Source organism: Candidatus Pelagibacter ubique HTCC8051 (genome assembly GCF_000472605.1).
Lineage (GTDB): Bacteria > Pseudomonadota > Alphaproteobacteria > Pelagibacterales > Pelagibacteraceae > Pelagibacter > Pelagibacter communis_B.
The window spans coordinates 164,540-183,411 of sequence record NZ_KI421440.1 but is presented as its reverse complement, the minus strand read 5'-3'; the positions used below and the strand labels follow the sequence as shown (position 1 = coordinate 183,411).

The 18,872-nt window shown below is 29.3% G+C and carries 16 protein-coding genes, 2 tRNA genes and 1 other RNA gene; 5 read left to right on the top strand and 14 right to left on the bottom strand.

Annotation, left to right across the window (positions count from 1 at the left end):
* Window positions 1-2 precede the first annotated feature (2 nt).
* From F754_RS0100965 to F754_RS0100940, 7 genes are all read right to left on the bottom strand, one after another.
* Complete coding sequence (locus F754_RS0100965; protein ID WP_023648046.1) at window positions 3-1,691, bottom strand: penicillin-binding protein 2; 1,689 nt, start codon at window positions 1,689-1,691, stop codon at window positions 3-5.
* The gene (locus tag F754_RS0100960; protein WP_023648045.1) at window positions 1,691-1,996 is read right to left on the bottom strand and encodes a hypothetical protein; all 306 of its coding nucleotides are present in this window, start codon (window positions 1,994-1,996) and stop codon (window positions 1,691-1,693) included. Before F754_RS0100960 ends, F754_RS0100965 begins: the two co-directional genes overlap by 1 nt.
* Window positions 1,993-3,003, bottom strand: a complete 1,011-nt coding sequence (gene rsmH / locus F754_RS0100955) for a 16S rRNA (cytosine(1402)-N(4))-methyltransferase RsmH (RefSeq protein WP_023648044.1) — start codon at window positions 3,001-3,003, stop codon at window positions 1,993-1,995. The genes F754_RS0100960 and rsmH overlap by 4 nt, the downstream gene beginning before the upstream one ends.
* A gap of 18 nt (window positions 3,004-3,021) precedes the next feature.
* A complete protein-coding gene (gene ftsZ, locus F754_RS0100950; protein WP_023648043.1) occupies window positions 3,022-4,506 on the bottom strand; it encodes a cell division protein FtsZ in 1,485 nt (494 codons plus the stop codon).
* A 3-nt stretch (window positions 4,507-4,509) separates the two neighbouring features.
* On the bottom strand, window positions 4,510-4,977 hold the full coding sequence (gene mraZ / locus F754_RS0100945; RefSeq protein WP_023648042.1) for a division/cell wall cluster transcriptional repressor MraZ: 468 nt from the start codon (window positions 4,975-4,977) through the stop codon (window positions 4,510-4,512).
* 261 nt (window positions 4,978-5,238) lie between these two features.
* Window positions 5,239-5,593, bottom strand: an RNA gene (gene rnpB, locus F754_RS07700) — RNase P RNA component class A.
* Between the two features lie 48 nt (window positions 5,594-5,641).
* On the bottom strand, window positions 5,642-6,385 hold the full coding sequence (locus F754_RS0100940; RefSeq protein ID WP_023648041.1) for an N-acetylmuramoyl-L-alanine amidase: 744 nt from the start codon (window positions 6,383-6,385) through the stop codon (window positions 5,642-5,644).
* Between the two features lie 67 nt (window positions 6,386-6,452).
* On the opposite strand from F754_RS0100940, the gene F754_RS0100935 reads away from it, so the two are divergent.
* Genes F754_RS0100935 through F754_RS0100925 form a run of 3 tightly spaced genes read left to right on the top strand, consistent with a single transcriptional unit; the run spans window position 6,453 to window position 8,368 of the window.
* A complete protein-coding gene (locus F754_RS0100935; protein WP_023648040.1) occupies window positions 6,453-7,232 on the top strand; it encodes a VacJ family lipoprotein in 780 nt (259 codons plus the stop codon).
* An 18-nt stretch (window positions 7,233-7,250) separates the two neighbouring features.
* A complete protein-coding gene (locus F754_RS0100930; RefSeq protein WP_023648039.1) occupies window positions 7,251-7,844 on the top strand; it encodes an ABC transporter substrate-binding protein in 594 nt (197 codons plus the stop codon).
* Window positions 7,845-7,876: 32 nt separating this feature from the next.
* Complete coding sequence (locus F754_RS0100925; RefSeq protein WP_023648038.1) at window positions 7,877-8,368, top strand: hypothetical protein; 492 nt, start codon at window positions 7,877-7,879, stop codon at window positions 8,366-8,368.
* A gap of 7 nt (window positions 8,369-8,375) precedes the next feature.
* Here the strand turns inward: F754_RS0100925 and F754_RS0100920 are convergent.
* The 5 genes from F754_RS0100920 to F754_RS0100900 all read right to left on the bottom strand — a co-directional run bounded on the left by F754_RS0100920 (window position 8,376) and on the right by F754_RS0100900 (window position 12,723).
* Window positions 8,376-8,452, bottom strand: a tRNA-Ile gene (locus tag F754_RS0100920).
* 58 nt (window positions 8,453-8,510) lie between these two features.
* A tRNA-Val gene (locus F754_RS0100915) sits at window positions 8,511-8,585 on the bottom strand.
* 7 nt (window positions 8,586-8,592) lie between these two features.
* Window positions 8,593-10,419, bottom strand: a complete 1,827-nt coding sequence (gene rpoD, locus F754_RS0100910; protein ID WP_023648037.1) for an RNA polymerase sigma factor RpoD — start codon at window positions 10,417-10,419, stop codon at window positions 8,593-8,595.
* 67 nt (window positions 10,420-10,486) lie between these two features.
* A complete protein-coding gene (gene dnaG, locus F754_RS0100905) occupies window positions 10,487-12,262 on the bottom strand; it encodes a DNA primase (RefSeq protein ID WP_023648036.1) in 1,776 nt (591 codons plus the stop codon).
* A complete protein-coding gene (locus F754_RS0100900) occupies window positions 12,262-12,723 on the bottom strand; it encodes a GatB/YqeY domain-containing protein (protein ID WP_023648035.1) in 462 nt (153 codons plus the stop codon). The genes dnaG and F754_RS0100900 overlap by 1 nt, the downstream gene beginning before the upstream one ends.
* A gap of 128 nt (window positions 12,724-12,851) precedes the next feature.
* Here F754_RS0100900 and carA point away from each other — a divergent pair, with 128 nt between their 5' ends.
* Window positions 12,852-14,045 (top strand): glutamine-hydrolyzing carbamoyl-phosphate synthase small subunit, encoded by a 1,194-nt coding sequence (gene carA, locus F754_RS0100895; protein ID WP_023648034.1) that lies wholly within the window; start codon window positions 12,852-12,854, stop codon window positions 14,043-14,045.
* Window positions 14,023-17,247, top strand: a complete 3,225-nt coding sequence (gene carB / locus F754_RS0100890; protein ID WP_023648033.1) for a carbamoyl-phosphate synthase large subunit — start codon at window positions 14,023-14,025, stop codon at window positions 17,245-17,247. Before carA ends, carB begins: the two co-directional genes overlap by 23 nt.
* Here the strand turns inward: carB and F754_RS0100885 are convergent.
* Window positions 17,244-17,909, bottom strand: coding sequence for a hypothetical protein (locus tag F754_RS0100885; RefSeq protein ID WP_023648032.1), 666 nt, complete (start codon window positions 17,907-17,909; stop codon window positions 17,244-17,246). The two genes, carB and F754_RS0100885, sit on opposite strands and share 4 nt — an antisense overlap.
* Window positions 17,909-18,853 carry a mitochondrial fission ELM1 family protein gene (locus tag F754_RS0100880; protein WP_023648031.1) on the bottom strand — a complete coding sequence of 315 codons (945 nt, stop codon included), beginning with the start codon at window positions 18,851-18,853 and terminating at the stop codon, window positions 17,909-17,911. The genes F754_RS0100885 and F754_RS0100880 overlap by 1 nt, the downstream gene beginning before the upstream one ends.
* Window positions 18,854-18,872 lie beyond the last annotated feature (19 nt).

The following is an 18,872-nucleotide window of genomic DNA, read 5'->3' as shown; positions in this document are numbered from 1 at the left end:
GATTATTTAATTTCTAGATATTTTGTGGCTAAAATAGGCCCAATTTTATCTATTATTTTTCCAACTACCTCGACAGAAGTCCATCCAGCACTATTGTTTAATGTTCCTTTCCAACCACCCTTTCGATGTCTGTATTTATAATAATAATCTTTAGATTTTATTGGTGCATCTAGCATCACTATGAATACAAATTGAGGATTTGAAGTTGGAAATATTGAAGCAAAGGTGTTCACTTTTGCATCATCAGAATAAATTCCATTTAAAACTTTATCTGCAGTTCCTGTTTTACCTCCGATTTCATAATTTGGAACATTTGCAAATTTTGCAGTACCTTCTTCTGTATTAACAATTTTTCTTAAAACTGTAACGACTTGATCAGATACTCCTTTTTTTAAAAGCCTTGTGCCCTGAGATTTATTATTTTCCTTTAAAATTAAAGTCGGTTTAACATCATAACCACCATTAGATAATATTGCATATCCTTTTGACAATTGAAGAATTGTAGTTGCAATACCATGACCATATGAGGCTGTGGCTAATTTACATTTACCAAAATTATAGTTTTTTTGTGGAGCCACCTCATCAATATCAAAATCAATTGGACTTAAAATCCCAATTCTTTCTAAGAAGGATTTATACTTCTCAGGTCCAATTTGTTGTCCAATTCTAACTGAACCAATATTTCCAGATCTAATTATAATCTGTTCGGCTGTTAAATCTGTTGGGATTTTATCATCATATTCTCCTATTCTATTTTTACCACAGCGAATAGATTTTGGTAAATCTAGGAATTCTGTTTCCGGTTTTATCAAATTTTCGTTTAAGGCACTCGCAAATGTGAATGATTTGAAAACTGAACCAAGTTCATAAGTTCCTTTGGTTACTCGATTAATAAAATTTACATCAGTTATGTTTTGTCTTTCATTTGGATTAAAATCAGGCAATGAAATTAGTGAAAGAATATTTCCATTGTTTACATTCATTAGTATAGCAGCACTACCTTTGCTTTTAAAAATTTCTTGATATTTAATTAGTTCTTTTCGTATTAAAAACTGTACATCTTTATCAACTGTGAGTTTTATTGGTTTTTTTGACTTTCTGAGAATCTCATCAAATGATTTTTCTAAGCCAGAAATACCATTGTTATCATCATCTATTTGACCAATGATATGACTAAAAAGATTTTTTTGAGGATAAATCCGCAAAACTTTTTCTTCAGGTTTTATAGAATTATCTCCAAGTTTCATTAATTTTTCATAGTCTTCTTCTGAAACTTTTTTTTCTAACCAAAAGAACTTTTTTGTATCAAGTTGTTTTTTAATTTTTTTAAAATCTTTTTTTGGAAATATAATATTTAAACTTAATAAAAGTTTTTTCTGATCTATTATATCTGAAGTCTTTATACCTATATCAATTGATTTAACTGTCTTAGCTAAATAGTTATCATCTATATCAATTATATCCGCTCTATAAAGTTTATTAGCAAACGCAGGCTTATCAGATATTTCTATATTGGGTTTACGTGATCCAAGATGAATTAAATGTATAGTGTAAATTAGATAAATGATGAAAAAGAAAAAAAATATAAACGCAACTCTATTAAATCGAATTTTTAAATTAGTATCACTTTTTTTATAATCAAAATTATTTTTATGATCTTCAATAATAATTCTCGTTGTTAATTTTTTCATTAATCTTTAATTATTTTTAAATTTTTAATCTTTTTATCCTCATTTGTTATTTTAAAGACTTTTATATTTTCAATTTTTTTTTGTACTAAATTATTTTCAAAATATAATGATTGAAACTCTAATAGTTTGTCTGAGGAACTAAGATAATCAAATTCTAATTTAATTTTCTCGAGTTCTGAATTTAAAATTCTAATATTCTCTTTTACAGTAAAAATTTTATCTTCATTTTTTTTTGCAGAATTTTTAATTATAGCGGTTGATAAAATTAGTGAAAAAATAACCAATACTAATGCAGTTTTTTTCATAACTTATTCCCAAAATTTTCTATCTCAATCAAGTTACTGAATTGATCTAAAATGTCAGTTTTAAAGTCATAAAAGTCATTTTTTTTTATCGCATATCTAAGCTTTGCTGATCTTGATGGTAAATTTTCACTTACTTCTTTATCAGAGGGTTTAATTACTTTTTTTTCATTTAATTTTAATAATGTTTCAGGCTGCTCAGAAACAGGAGCATATCTTGATATACTTTTTTTTTCAGAGAGACTTTTCAAAAAATATTTAACAATTTTATCTTCAAGTGAATGAAATGTAACTACTGCTAAAACACCATCTTTTTTTAAAACTTTAGTTGCGTTAATTAATCCAAAAATTAATTCACTTATTTCTTTATTAACTAAAATTCTTAATGCTTGAAAAACTTTCGTAGCACTATTTTTTTTAAAATTTTTTTTTCTCTTAGTATTATCTATTATCTCAACAAGTGTTTGGGTATCTATTTTTTTTTTTACTCTTTCTTTAACAATATTTCTTGCTATGAATTTACTTTCTTTCTCTTCTCCAAAAAATTTAAATATCTTATCTAGTTCTCTTTCATCTAATTTATTAATTGCATCTTCAGCAGAATAATCATTTAAACCCATCTGCATATTTAAATTTCCCTCTGAATCAAATGATAGACCTTTTTTAGGATCTTTAATTTGAACATAAGAATAACCAAGATCAAATATGATCCCTTTGACATTCTCATTTTTAAGTTTTAAATTATTTAGCTGACTAAATTTAATATTTTTAAATAAAAACCTATCTTCAAATTTATTTTTTAACTTACTAGCTATTACTTCACTTTCAATATCTCGATCTAAAGCTATTACTTTAGTATCTTTAAACTCTAATATTTTTTTTGAATAGCCACCTTGACCAAATGTACAGTCAATAAATGTGCCACCATATTGAGGGGAAATAATGCTAATAATTTCTTTTAGCAGTACTGGATAATGCTTTTGCACTTCCGGTACTATGGTGGCGTCCATTTATCTCTTTGAAGACCATTAATTCTTTTGTCTTCTTAAGAATGCTGGTATCTCTAGATCGTCATCCTCTTCATTATCACTTGAAGACAATAAATCTTCTGAGCTTAAATTTTCAATTTCTGAACTAAATAAATCTGGTGCATCTGAGTCAACACCAAATTCTTTTAGATCATTGGAAACATCTTCTTCTACTTTCTCATCAACTAGTTGTTCATTTGATGCTTCTACTGCTTCTTGAGTAAAAGATTTTTCCATCTCATTTACAGAAGTATCTTCAACAACACTCGTTGTTTCAATGTTATTGCTCTGCATTACTTCTTCATTTGTTACATTAGTGTTTAGCTGTTCTTGTGGTTGTTCTTGAACAATTTCATTATCTAACTTCAATGCATTAGCGCCATGTGTAATTGGATTGCTTGTTGATGTGCTAGAGAAATTAAACGAGTTTGATGTACCCATATTTGCAAAATCAGAGTAACCAGGATTACGATTTTGAATTCGGTGAACATTATTTATAACTGATTTTGACTCTGGTTGTTGGCCATCCAAAGAAGTTGCAACAATTGAAACTCTCATTTTTCCGTCAAGTTCAGAGTCTGTAATTGCTCCTATAATCAATTCTGCCTCTGGATCTACTTCAGCTCTAACTTTGTTTACAGCTTCATCGACTTCAAAAAGTTTAAGATCTTTTCCACCAGTGATGTTTACCAATAATCCTTTTGCACCTTTTAAAGTATAATCATCAATCAATGGATTGCTTATAGCCATCTCAGCAGCTTGAATAGCTCTACCTTCACCTTCAGCTTCTCCTGTCCCCATCATGGCTTTACCCATAGATGCCATTACTGTTTCGACATCAGCAAAATCTAGATTTATTAAACCAGGTCTTACCATCAAATCTGTAATACTTTGTACTCCATGCATCAAAACATTATTTGAAAGATTAAAAGAGTCTTCAAATGTTGTTTGCTCATTTGCTATTTTAAAAAGATTTTGGTTTGGAATAACAATAATTGTATCAACATGTTTTCTTAATTCTTCCAAACCTTGTTGTGCTCTTCTCATTCTAGAGGGGCCTTCATATAAGAAAGGAAGAGTCACAACACCTACTGTTAAAATATTCAATTCTTTTGCAGCTCTAGCGATGACATGAGCAGCACCAGTGCCTGTTCCACCACCCATACCAGCTGCAATAAAAACCATATTTGCACCTTGTAAAGTATTTACAATTTCATTTAATGACTCGTCTGCTGCTGCTTGACCAATATCAAGTTTTGCACCCGCACCTAAACCTTTAGTTAAATTTAATCCTATTTGAATTCTTGTTTTACATTTGCTTAACTTTAAATCTTGTGCGTCAGTATTGACTGCAATAAATTCTACTCCTTGTAGATTATTTTCAATCATTTCATTGATTGCATTACCGCCTGCTCCACCAACTCCCATTACTAATAGTCGTGGCTGTAGTTCTTTAATTTCTGGTGCTTTAAAGTTAATTGTCATCTTTTATTTCCCCTCGTTGTAGTTTAAGTGTTTTTCCCATTTAAGACTTGCTCTATTTAAATTTGCTTTTTTTCTTGCAGATGTCTTAAATTTTTCAAAAGCTGTTGGTTCCCATATTTGAAAGGTTTGACCTTGACCAACAAACAAAATGCTATTTTTTATTTTTGCATGTTTTAATAATTTTGATGAAAGTGAAATTCTACCTTCACTATCAAACTGTAAATTTGTACTATCTGATAATATTGATGTTGCAAAATAATCCCGTTTTTCTTCAAAAGGATTTAATGAGTCTATTGCAGAAGAAATTTTTTCAATTCTATCTTGAGAACATGCTTCTATTGAAGAATTATTAAAAGATGGATAACAAATAACACCGTTATAACCTAAATTCGACAAATGTGATCTGAAACTAGCAGGCACAGATACTCTCCCTTTTTTGTCCAATTTGTTTTCGTAAGTAGATAAAAACATATAATTTTAAATTTATAAATTCCATAATTGGGAATATATGGGAATATATGGGTATTTAAAATAATAGTCAAACGTTGATTCGATCTATAATTTTACTGAATTTATAAAGTAAAATTTAGTATTATTATCGTTAATGGGATGAGTTCTTGCTTTATGTAGTTGCTTAAATAATGAGTATGCTTATCCATGCTCCTTTATAATTTATGCTTCTAACTACAACAATAATTGAGTTGTTAATTTATTTTTTGTTTTTAATAGTTAAGTGCCAGATAAACTATAAGCCGGGTTCTGTCATTTAAACCTATCATTTGTCTAGGCTTAAGATCACTCTTAAGCTCAAGCAACTAACCCTGATGACTAGCCAAGGATGGCTTTTAGTTTTTCAACAATGTCATCTCTACTTAGTCTTGCTCCCAGTGGGGTTTTCCAGCGTTCATTGTTACCAATAGAACCGGTGTGCTCTTACCACACCTTTTCACCCTTGCCATGTTATGGCGGTTTATTTTCTGTGGCACTATCCCTAGGGTTACCCCCGCCAGGTGTTATCTGGCACTGTATCCTTGTGGAGCCCGGACTTTCCTCTTAAATAAATTTAAGCGATAAATTATTTATCTGGCGAATTTAATTTAATATTTATTACGTAAACTTCAAGTTAAATAAATAGTCATTTTGATATTAAATTGTTGCTAATAATCAAGCATTCTTTATCTGGTTTACCATTTATCAAATCCTGCCTAAATCTTCGTTGAAATGATTTTATAATAACCTTGAAATATTTTTTTTTATCATAATTTAATTCTTTTAAAACTTTACTTGAGTAACCAATTTTTTCTAAATTTTCGATAAAAGTATTTTTTTCATTAAAATTAATTCCAACATTTCTATTCTCAATTAATATTTTATGATTTAATTTATACCAAATACTAATTTTTTTTTTATACATTAATTTCCAGGGAAATTTTTCTCCAGGATCTTTTTTTCTATAAGGAGCAATATCTGAATGGCCTAAAATGTTGTTAGGTTTAATATTGTATTTTCTTATTAAAAATTTACATAATTTAACTAAAGACTCTATTTGTGCTTTACTAAATTTTTCATATTTAATGTTATGGCCAGGATTAGTAATTTCAATTCCAAGTGAGTTTTTATTAAGATTAGTATATTTTTTCCAATATGATTTTCCTGCATGCCAAGCAATATATAAATCAGGAACTAATGTGATAATTTCACCATTTTTTTTTATATAATAATGTGCGCTTACTTTTGATTTTGGGTCAGTAAGTCTTGCTAAAGCAGCTGACTCTGTTTTCATACCAGTATAGTGTAGGATAACAAATTTAATTTTATTTTTAACTCTTTTTTTTATATCAAAATTTGGAGAGTAATTTAATGTTGTTTTTACTGACATTTTATTTGTTTATAAGTGTCGAATGTAGATTTACATTATTATTATATACTTTATAAAATGAATTATAATGAAAAGTTTTGTTTCAATTTTTTTAATTACTGTATTACTTTCAGCGAACGCAATTGCTGGTTCAGATGGTGAGAATGAGTTATCAAAAAAAAATAAAGTTGTAAAAGATTGTTTTGAACCTTTAAACAGAGCTACGTTTGCTTTAAATATGGGTATAGATAAAGTAATATTTAAACCTGTCGCAAAAGCTTATAGAGTTTTACCATCACCAATAAGAACTGGTACAAGCAACGCCTTAGACAATATTTCAAATTTAATAACTATTCCAAATAATGTTCTTCAAGCAGAATTTAAAATGGCTGGAGTAAACACTGGAAGATTTGCTATAAACACTACGATTGGAATTTTAGGAATTTTTGATGTCGCCGAAAAAATGGGTTTTCCAGAGTATGAAAAAGAAGATTACGGACAAACACTAGGGGTAATGGGAGTTGGTGCAGGTTGCTATCTTGTTCTTCCAGTTTTAGGTCCGTCTACTGTAAGAGATACTGTTGGTTCATTTTTAAATGTTATGGGTGGTGACCCTTGGTACAATGCTTCAGTAAATGGTAATAATGAGTATTTAAACAAAGATGTCTACATAGCAACAAGAGTAATGACTGGAATAGATTTTCGAGCAAAAAATATTGACTCATTAGATAATTTAGAAAAAAATTCTATGGATTTTTATGCGTCTGTAAGAAGCTTATACCTTCAAGACAGACAAAGAAAGATTTCAAATTCAGACGCAATCACTGAAACAATGGACGATGGTGATTGGGAAGAAATTGAAAATTAACAAATTGAAAAATAGATAATGAGAAAATTTTTTGTTTATTTATCATTTATTTTCCTAACTTTTTTAATCACCAACAAAACCTTTGCAATTGAACCTGATGTTTTTGTTCAATCTACAGTTAATAGAGCGGCTGAAGCATTAGGTGGCAACGCTTCTATAGAAGAAAAAGTTCAAACTTTAAAAGATATAGCAAAAGAAACAGTTGATGTAAGAGGAATAGGGTTTTACTCTCTAGGATCTCATAGAAAGGGTCTAAGTAAAGATCAATTAAATGAATATGAAAAAGTATTTAGAGAATATTTTTTAAAAAGTTTTTCTAGTAGACTATCTGAATACTCAAATCCTATGATCGAAGTAAACTCAAAGAAAAAAATTAATGATAATTACACGATTGTATCTAGTACACTAGTTGCTACAGATACAAGGCCTCAAGTTAAAATAGACTGGAGAATATATACAAAAAACCCCGAAAATCTTTTAATTAGAGATTTAATTATTGAAGGTTTAAGTCTTGCAAGGACTCAAAAGGAGGAATTTTCGTCTATAATAAACTCTAATGATGGAAAAATTGAAGCATTAATAAATAATTTATCAGATTTTGTAATTAAATAATTTGCTCAAAAAGTTATAATATTTTTTCAATAATGAAAAAAATAAAAATTTCTTCAAAAATATCTTTTTTAATTTCATCTATAACATCAATTATTTTTGTATCATTTTTTAGCTACAAAGGTTTTATGGTTTATTTTGTTCAAAAAGCAATGGATGATACATTTGTGGGAGGTAGTACATCAGATATTACTGTTACATTGTGGTTTGCCATAGCAGGCACGATGGCTCTTTCAATGTTGTTATTCTTTCAGTTTATGAAAATAAAAGACTTAAAAAGCCAAAGAACAATTCAAAAAGGAATTTTTATTGGATGGACTATTATAGCACTTGCAATGATTATATTTGTTCCAGATTACATTTATTTCATTATTTTAACTATAATTGCATCTTTGGTAAGTTTTTTATCGTTTATCACTCTTAAAGAAAAAATCGCTGAGGAAATAAAAAATAAAAAAGAGAATCTTTCAGAAAAAGAAATATATTTACTGCAAAAACTTGCAGGAGTAAAAAATCCAAAAAAATAAATAAATTTGGTGGGCCCGCCAGGACTCGAACCTGGGACCAATACATTATGAGTGTACTGCTCTAACCAACTGAGCTACAGGCCCAAACTAAAGTTTAGTTATATCATTTTCTTAAAGTTAGCAAAGAAAGATATTAAATGAGTGGTGGGCCGTGTTGGTTACGCTCCAACTACCCCTGCAATGTCAATGCAGTACTCTACTATTGAGCTAACGGCCCAGTAAAATTAACTTTCCAAAAAACTCTTTAATTGTTTTGATCTACTTGGATGCTTTAGCTTTCTTAGAGCTTTAGCCTCAATTTGTCTAATCCTCTCTCTAGTAACAGAGAATTGTAAACCAACCTCTTCTAAAGTATGGTCTGTGTTCATACCAACACCAAATCTCATTCTTAAAACTCTCTCTTCTCTTGGAGTTAATGTAGACAAAATTTTTGTTGTTGCTTCACCAAGATTTGATTTAATTGCTTGCTCTAGCGGAGCTAAAGCTTTTGTATCTTCTATAAAATCTCCTAAACTACTATCCTCTTCATCTCCAACTGGTTTCTCTAAAGATACTGGTTCCTTAGAAATTTTTAATACTTTTCTAACTTTATCCAATGGCATTCTAAGTTTTTGAGCTAGTTCCTCTGGAGTAGCTTCTCTTCCAAATTCACTTAGAATTAATCTTTGCGTTCTAACAATTTTATTAATTGTTTCAATCATATGAACTGGAATTCTTATTGTTCTTGCTTGGTCAGCAATTGATCTTGTAATTGCTTGCCTTATCCACCATGTCGCATAAGTCGAAAATTTATATCCTCTTCTATACTCAAATTTATCTACTGCTTTCATTAAACCAATATTTCCCTCTTGAATTAAATCTAAAAACTGTAAACCTCGATTTGTATATTTTTTAGCAATTGAGATTACTAATCTCAAATTCGCCTCAACCATCTCTTTTTTAGCAATCCTAGACTCTTTTTCACCTTTTTGAACTCTGCTAACTAATTTTTTAAAATCTGTAACTGAAATTCCAAGTTTGTGACTTATTTCAATTAATCTTTCTCTTATATTTTTAAATTCTTCTTTATTTTTAGAAAAAAACTGTTTCCAAATAGCGTTTGTATCTAAAAATTTTTTAAGGTTAGGATTTATTTCATTGCCAATATAAAACTTGATAAATTCGTTTCTAGGTATTTTATGATCCATAGCTAATCTTAAAAGATTTCCCTCTAAAGAAATAATCTTTTTATTTTCTACATAATGTTTTTGTACAAGCTCTTCTAAAACTGAGGGTGATAATTGAAGAGATTTAATATTTTCTAAAATATCATCTACAATCTTTTGATAACCTTTTTCTTTTGCTGGAGAAAAATTTTTTGAATTTAAAACACAATCTAGTTTTTCTTTTTGATATTTTATTAATTTTGTATATTCTTTTGTTAAAGTATTTACTGTTTTTAAAACCTTTGGTTTAATTTCTGTTTCCATTGCAGCAAGAGTAGGATTAAAATCGTCATCATCTCCATCTCCAGATCCTTCGTCTTTATTTGTTTCACCTGCATTTTTTTGTTTTGCACTAGGTCCTGTGGACTCATCTTCCATATAATTTGTATCAATATCAATAATTTCTCTAACTAAAATTTCATCTTTTTGTAATTGATCATTCCACTCATAGAACTGCTGAGCTGTCATTGGACTTTGGGATAACGCAATTAACATTACATCTTTTCCAGCTTCAATTCTTTTTGCGATTGCAATCTCACCTTCCCTTGAAAGTAACTCTACACCACCCATTTCTCGTAAATACATTCTGATAGGATCATCACTTTTCTCCATTGTCTTACCTTCTTCTTTGGAAGATCCTTCTTTTTTTCTTAAAACTTTGAAATCAGATTTTTTTTCTACTAAAGCTACAGTTTCATCTAAAATATGAATGAATGCTTGTGATAAATTTTCATCAGATAGATTCCTTTTTCCGAGAGATTTACTTAACTCTTCATAAGTAATGAAACCTCTATGAGTTCCTCGACCCATTAATCTAGCAAATGATTTAGTAATTATTCTTTCCACAGCAATTTAAGTTTGAAGGTCTTATATAATATCAAAATAACAAAAATCCATTGCTAATTTATTCAGATTAGTTGATTTTTCTTTCGTTTTTAAGCTCTTTTAGCTCATTAAATGTCGTTTCGCTCATATCCTTAGATAGCCTCGATTCTAATTCTTGGATTCTAAACTCTAGATCGTAATTAAATAGATCTTTCGAGATATCTTCTAGTAATTCAATCACTTGATCATCATTATTAATTCTATTTTTAAGAATATGCTTTATTGAGGCAAACTTATTTATTTTATCTAGCAATTGTTTATCCAAATTTAGTTCTTCGACACTCATTTGCTCACCAGACTTTGATTTCTCTATAATTGAATATAATATTTGCTTATTTATTTCTGTGAATAATTTAATATTTTCAACTAAGTGAATATTTGCTTGAAAAAAAGATAAATTATTTAAAAGTAGATATAGCAAAGAAAACTCTTTTAACTCTACACCTGTTATAGATTGACTTTCATTGAAATATTTTTTGGTTGAATCAAGTGATTTTGTTTTTTTCATATAAAACTTTTTTTTATTTTGATTAGAATGAGGTGTTAACTCTGCAATTTTCTCTAAAAAGTATTCAAGCACATATTTTTTAATAAAATCATCTTTAATAGTATTCGCCACAGATCTAAGTTTTTTCTCAAATATTGCCATTGAAGAGGGATTGTTTTCAGTTTGTTTTTTATAATGACTAAAAATAAATTGATGAATGGATAGCTTGCTTTGCTTTGTAAAATCAACAAAATAGTTTTTACCATATTTATTAACGTAACTATCAGGATCTTCTTTATCTGGTAAAAATAAAAATGATATTTGTTTTTCAGGTCTTAATTCTCTTATAGAGTTTTCAGCAGCTCTAAGGGCAGCTTTATACCCACTTTCATCACCATCAAAACAAATTATAATATCATCAAAAAATTGATTTAAAGTTAAGATTTGTTTATCCGTTAATGAAGTTCCAAGATTTGCAACCACATTTTCAATTTCATTTTTACTCAAACCAATAACATCCATATAACCCTCTACTAAATAAATATGATCTAATTTATTAGATAATTTTCTTGCTAAATCTAAATTATATAAGTTTGAACCTTTTTTAAAAAAAGTTGTTTCAGGTGAATTAATATATTTTGCTAAGTAATCTAAATTTTCTATTATCCTTCCACCCAAAGCTATGGGTTGTCCTGAAATATTATTGATTGGAAAAATTAATCTTCCTCTAAATCTTTCAATATATATTTTTTTCTTTTCATCCAAATAAAACAATCCACTCTCTACTAAAGCTTGTTCACTGAATTCATTTTTAAGTTTTTCAAAAAAACTTGGATTTTTTTCAATGTAACCAATTTTAAATTTTTTAACTTCTTCTTTACCTAACGATCTATTCTTTAAATAATCTCTAGCATTTGAATATTTTTCATTTTTTAATAATTCACTGTGATAAAAATCAACATATTGGCTATAAATTGACAAATATTCTTTCCATTTTTTTTCTCTTTCTTCATCTTGTTTTGAAAACATATAAGGTTGCATACCTGCTAATTGTGCTAAGTGTTTTACTACTTCACCAAACTTTAAATTTTGAGTTTTCATTACAAAATCAAAAATATTTCCATGTTCTGATGTTGCAAAACAATGATAAAATTCTTTTTCATCATTAACTGTAAATGATGGAGTTTTTTCAGTTTTAAATGGGGATAAACCTACGTATTCTTTTCCCCTTTTCTTTAAAGCTACCGACTTTGATACAACTGTTGAGACTTTAAGCCTTGTCTTAATTTCATCAAGATACTCTTTTGGGTATTTCATTAACTACCCAATAGCTCTTTAATTAAAGGTCCTGCTTTTGCAAAATCAATTTCATCGGCGTAGTCTTTTTTAAGTGCTCCCATTACTTTTCCCATATCTTTAACTGTACTTGCTCCAAGTTTTGATATTATATCGGCACAAATTTTCTTAGTTTCCTCTTCACCAAGTTGTTTAGGCAAAAATGCAGTCAGAATTTCATATTCATTTTGCTCAATTTCTAAAAGATCTGTCCTATTATTTTTCTTATAAATATCAATCGATTCGGCTCTTTGTTTTACCATTTTTTTAAGAAGCTTCTTAATATCTTCATCATCGGTATCTTTTTTATTAGGACCAGACCTGTTGATAATATCCAAATCTTTGATCGATGATAAAATTAACCTATAGGTTGATATTTTAGTTTTATCTTTAGCTTTTAAAGCGTTTTTGTATTCTGTCTCGATAGTTTCTTTTAATGCCATCATTTTTTGTAATCTACTTCAAAGAAAAAATTCTTCAAAAGAAAAATTGTTTTTTTACAATTTTATAATACATCTCTGTTGCGATAATAATGCAATTATTGTATTAACCCCTAACTCATGAGTTGTAATTGATCAAAAAAGCAAAAAAATCTAACTCAAAAAATTCACAAATCAGTACAGGCGTTTTAGTTCTTGAAAACAAGAAGATTTTTAAAGGAATTGGAATTGGTTACCAAGGAGAAGCTACTGGTGAAGTTTGCTTCAACACATCATTAACTGGCTACCAAGAAATTATATCTGACCCATCATACGCAGGTCAAATTATTAACTTTACGTTCCCTCACATTGGAAATGTTGGGACCAATAAAGAAGATTACGAGTCGGATAAGATTTGGACAAAAGGAGTAATATTTAATTCTGAAATAACATCTCCATCGAATTATAGATCTTTTCTTCACTTAGATGCTTGGCTTAAAAAGAATAAAATAGTTGGTATTACGGGTTTAGATACTAGAAGTTTAACAAATTTCATAAGAGATAATGGTGCTCCAAAAGGAACTATTGCATATTCTAAAACTGGTAAATTTAATATTAGCAAACTAACTAACTCAACAATTAAATGGAGTGGATTAAAAAATCTTGATCTTGCAGAAAAAGTAACCACATCAAAAAGCTATATCTGGAAAGGTCTTAAAACTTGGAAAAAAGAAACTGGCTATAAAAAAAACAATAAGAGCTCATTTCATGTAGTTGCTATTGATTATGGAATAAAAAAGAATATTTTAAGATATTTTTCAGACTTTAATTGTAAAATAACTGTTGTTTCTTGCAAAACATTAGCTACTAAAATTTTAGCACTTAAGCCAAATGGAATATTTTTATCTAATGGTCCAGGAGATCCAGCAGCAACTGGAAAATATGCTATAAAAATAGTAAGGGATTTAATTAATCAAAACTTACCAGTGTTTGGTATTTGTCTAGGTCATCAAATACTTGCTTTAACATTAGGTGGTAAAACAAAAAAAATGAAACTTGGTCATAGAGGTGCCAACCATCCGGTTAAAAATTTAATTCATGATAATGTAGAAATCACAAGTCAAAATCATGGTTTTGTAGTGGTTGAAGAAACTTTACCAAAAAAAATTGAAGTAACTCATAAATCACTTTTTGATGACACCATTGAAGGAATAAGATTAAAAAATAAACCTGTATTCTCAGTTCAGTATCATCCAGAATCTAACCCAGGTCCACAAGACAGTGTTTATTTGTTTCAAGAATTTATTAACAACATGAAAAAAAATGCCAAAAAGAAAAGATCTTAAAAAAATATTAGTTGTTGGAGCTGGACCAATTATCATAGGTCAAGCCTGTGAATTTGATTATTCAGGAACGCAAGCCTGCAAAGCTTTAAGAGATGAGGGTTATAAAGTTGTGCTTATCAACTCAAATCCAGCAACAATAATGACTGATCCTGATGTTGCTGATAAAACTTATATTGAACCTATTACTTTAGGAGTTCTAGAAAAAATTCTTAAAAAAGAAAAACCAGATGCAATTCTTCCAACAATGGGTGGTCAAACTGCACTTAACCTTGCAATGGAAGCTGAGAAAAAAGGAATTCTTAAAAAATATAAAATTGAGCTGATTGGGGCTAACTCTAAAGCAATTTCAAATGCTGAAGATAGAAAAAAATTTAGAAAAAATATGATCGATATCGGTTTAGATTTACCTAAATCTGAAATCGTAAATAATATCAATCAATCATCAAAAGTTTTAAAGAAAATTGGATTGCCTGCAATCATAAGACCTGCATTTACGCTTGGTGGTCTTGGAGGAGGTATTGCTAAAAATGAAAAAGAATATCTAAAAATTATTAAAAGTGGATTGCATGAATCCCCTGTTAGCCAAGTATTAGTTGAAGAATGTTTAGAGGGCTGGAAAGAATTTGAAATGGAGGTTGTAAGAGATAAAAAAGATAATTGTATCATTATCTGTTCAATTGAAAATATTGATCCAATGGGAATTCATACTGGAGACTCAGTGACTGTCGCCCCTGCTCTCACCTTAACTGATAAAGAATATCAAGTGATGAGAAATGCATCGATTGCATGCCTTAGAAAAATTGGGGTTGAAACAGGTGGATCAAATGTTCAGTTTGCAATTAATCCTAAAAATGGTCGCATGGTAGTAATTGAGATGAACCCACGGGTTTCACGTTCATCAGCACTTGCATCAAAAGCAACTGGTTTTCCAATTGCTAAAGTCGCCGCTAAACTTGCTGTTGGCTACACTTTAGATGAGTTAAAAAATGAAATCACAAAAGTAACTCCTGCATCATTTGAGCCTAGTATTGATTATGTAGTAACTAAAATTCCAAGATTTACATTTGAAAAATTTTCAACGTCTCCTGCAACATTGGGTACTTCCATGAAGTCAGTTGGTGAGGCTATGGCAATTGGTAGAAATTTTAAAGAGTCACTTCAAAAAGCACTAGTTTCACTTGAAACAGGGTTTTCAGGATTAGATAGAATATTTGATCTAAATAAGAAACAAATTGAAAAGAAACTTAAAGAAAGTATTCCTAATAAAATTCTACTAGTTGCTGAAGCTATTAGAAAAAAAATTAATTTAAAAAAAATTTTTGCTTTATCTAAGATTGATCCGTGGTTCCTAGAACAAATTAAAGAAATTGTAGATAATGAAACTAAAATTAAGAATAAAGGATTGCCTAAAGAATTTAATGAGTTTAACCGAATAAAATCAATTGGTTTTTCTGACAAAAAACTATCTGAACTAACAAAAACTTCTGAAGATACTGTAAGACGAAAAAGAACTGCACTTAAAATATTACCTGTATTTAAGAAGGTTGATACTTGTGCAGCTGAATTTAGGTCGTTTACTCCTTATATGTATTCAACATATCAAAGAAATTTCTCATTTAATTCAGAATGTGAGGCTGATCCATCAGCTAAGAAAAAAATTATAATATTAGGTGGTGGACCTAATAGAATAGGACAAGGAATAGAGTTTGATTATTGTTGTTGTCAGGCTAGTTTTGCATTGAAAGATGCTGGTTTTGAGACAATTATGATTAATTGTAACCCTGAAACAGTTTCAACCGATTATGATACCAGTGACCGGTTATATTTTGAGCCGTTAAAAGAAGAGTATGTCTTTAATATAATTAAAAAGGAAAAAGAAAAAGGAAACCTAATTGGGATTATTGCTCAATTTGGTGGCCAAACTCCAATTAAACTTGCTAAATTTTTACATGATAACAAACTTCCAATTTTAGGAACACAGTACACATCAATTGATTTAGCAGAAGATAGGGATTTATTTAGAAATCTTCTTAATAAATTAAAATTAAAACAAGCTGAAAGTGGAATTGCTAAAACGTTTAAGCAAGCTATCCAAATAGCAGAGAGAATTGGTTTACCCTTAATGGTTAGACCTTCTTATGTATTAGGTGGAAGAGCAATGGAAATTGTTCATGAAAAAAGTCAGCTTAAAAACTTTGTAGAAGAAGCATTTAAAGCAGCTGAAGAAAACCCAATTCTAATTGATAAGTTTATTGATCATGCAATGGAAGTTGATGTTGATGCAATATCAGATGGTAAACAAGTTCATGTAGCAGGCATAATGCAACATATCGAAGAAGCTGGAATTCACTCAGGAGACTCAGCATGTAGTTTGCCTCCAATATCAATTAAACCATATTTGATTAAAGAAATAGAAAATCAAACTAAGAAATTAGCTCTAGCTTTAAAAGTTAAAGGTTTCATGAACATCCAATTTGCAATTAAAAAAGATGAAATCTATGTAATTGAAGTAAACCCTAGAGCAAGTAGAACTGTACCATTTGTATCTAAAGCAAAAGGTCTTCCACTTGCTAAAATTGCATCGCGGGTAATGGCTGGTGAAAAATTATCTAAGTTTAATTTAAGAGATAAATCTAAAGGAATGTATGCTGTTAAAGAAGCGGTGTTTCCTTTTAATAAATTTCCAAACAGTGATTTACTTCTTGGGCCTGAAATGAAATCAACTGGTGAAGTGATGGGATTTGATAAAAACTTTGGAATGGCGTTTGCTAAAAGTCAAATTGGTGCTGCTAACTCATTACCAAAACAGGGATTAGCGTTTGTATCATTAAAAGACTCTCATAAAGATGAAGGAATAGATTTAGCTAAAGAATTAATTAAATTAAACTTCACACTTTGTGCAACGAAAGGAACTGCAGAATATTTTAGAAAACATAAAATTAAATGCAGAATTATCAATAAAGTAAGTAGTGGATCTCCTCATATTGTAGATGTTTTGGACTCTAAAAAAATTGCTTTAGTTATTAATACGGGTGGAGGAAATACTGAACACAGATTAAATGATGCAATTGCACTTAGAAGAGCAACACTAAAAAACAAAGTGCCATATTGTACAAACATGTCTACTGCTCAAGCTTGTTTAGAGGCAATTAAATCACTTAAAACTAAAAAATTAGAAGTAACTGCTCTTCAAGATATTTAAGAATTAACTTTCCAGTCAGTTTCAAAAGTAACATAATTTACCTGAATACAACGTCTTTCTTTGACTATTGTTTTCTTTTCCATACCGTGCCAAGTATTTGGTCCACTAGTAAACATGTATCCATAATTGTTTTTGTAAGGAACTGTTTTAACTTTTTCTAGTTTTTCATTATAAAAATCTGTTCCTAAATCCTCAGATTCGTTAGCATTATTTACAAATATTAAGCCTGACATTAATTTTTCTTTAATATCACAATGAGGCTTTAGCCAAAAACCCTCTCGATCACAGATAACTTCAACTCTTACATATGAGTTTGATAAATCTTTGTTAATCATTTTTGAGATAGTTTGAAGTACTTCTTTGGATTGTAATTCATTAATAAATTTAACTAAGTGTGGGAATTGTTTTTCATTTTCTTTAGTAACAAAACACCTAAATTTAATTGCCTCACCCCCTGAGGCTATCCCCTCTCTAAATTCAGCTGCACCACCGTCGATTGCTCTCGTTCCATCATAATTAAGATTATGCTTACTAACATCAGGAATATCTGCTTTAATAATTTCTTCTATAGAGCCATCACTCAAAGCATTATTATATTCCCAATGATCAAATGGAAATTCATGTTTTTTGGATTGATTTTTAATTGAATTTAAAAATGACATTAAGAATTAATTTTTTGTTTGATAATACTTGCCACTCTATTTGTTTCATCTAGCTTTTCATAGGTCCAATTTTCTACTTCTTCACCTAAATTTCTTGTTATATTTAATTCCCTAAATAAATTTCTAAAACTCTGAAATCTTTTATCATTTTTTTTAGGCAAAATGCTGGCAATATAAATTGGCTTACCAGTTAAGGCTGCTTCAGAAATCATTGAGCTAGAATCGCATGTAACAATAATATTTTCAGATAATGCTAAAGCTGATAAATAGGCTTTTTTATCAACATCCATTATAATTGTGTGATTATCTCCAAAAAATTCTCTAGCATAATGGATAGTATTCAGTGGAGTTCTCATTGATGGAATTACCACAAGCTGAAAATCATGTTTTTTTAATAATTTGTATAGAGATGTAAAAATATGTTTCATATTTTTAGTTGAATAATCATAGTACTTTGTTGGACCACCTAATATTAAAGTCCAGATCTTTCTTTCATCCTTCTTAATAAATGAATTCAAATAATCTTTATTTTCACTAATCTCGTTTTCAGTAAGATAATGAATAGCACCCTTTGTGCTAATAACATTTTGACCTTGTATTGCATCATGTTCTGGGGCGACAATAAAATCGAAATTATTTAAATCTACTTTTGGATCTTGAATATGAATATTAAATACTTTTTTATTAGCTGTATTTTTTAAATGAATAGAAGGAATAACACTTTTACGCCCACATGAGATAATCACATCAAAATCATCATGATCAATTTTTTTAAATACATTTTGTGAAACTGGACTAAAATTTGGTGGAATGAATTTCCATAAATGGTTTGGTTCAACCTTGTGGTGTGTAAAATCTATATCTAAGGCTTTAGCCAAACCTTCCACTTGGCTAATCATGCCATGCATACCTTCGGTCAATAATATCCCTTTTAATTTTGCCATTTATCCTTATATAACTTTT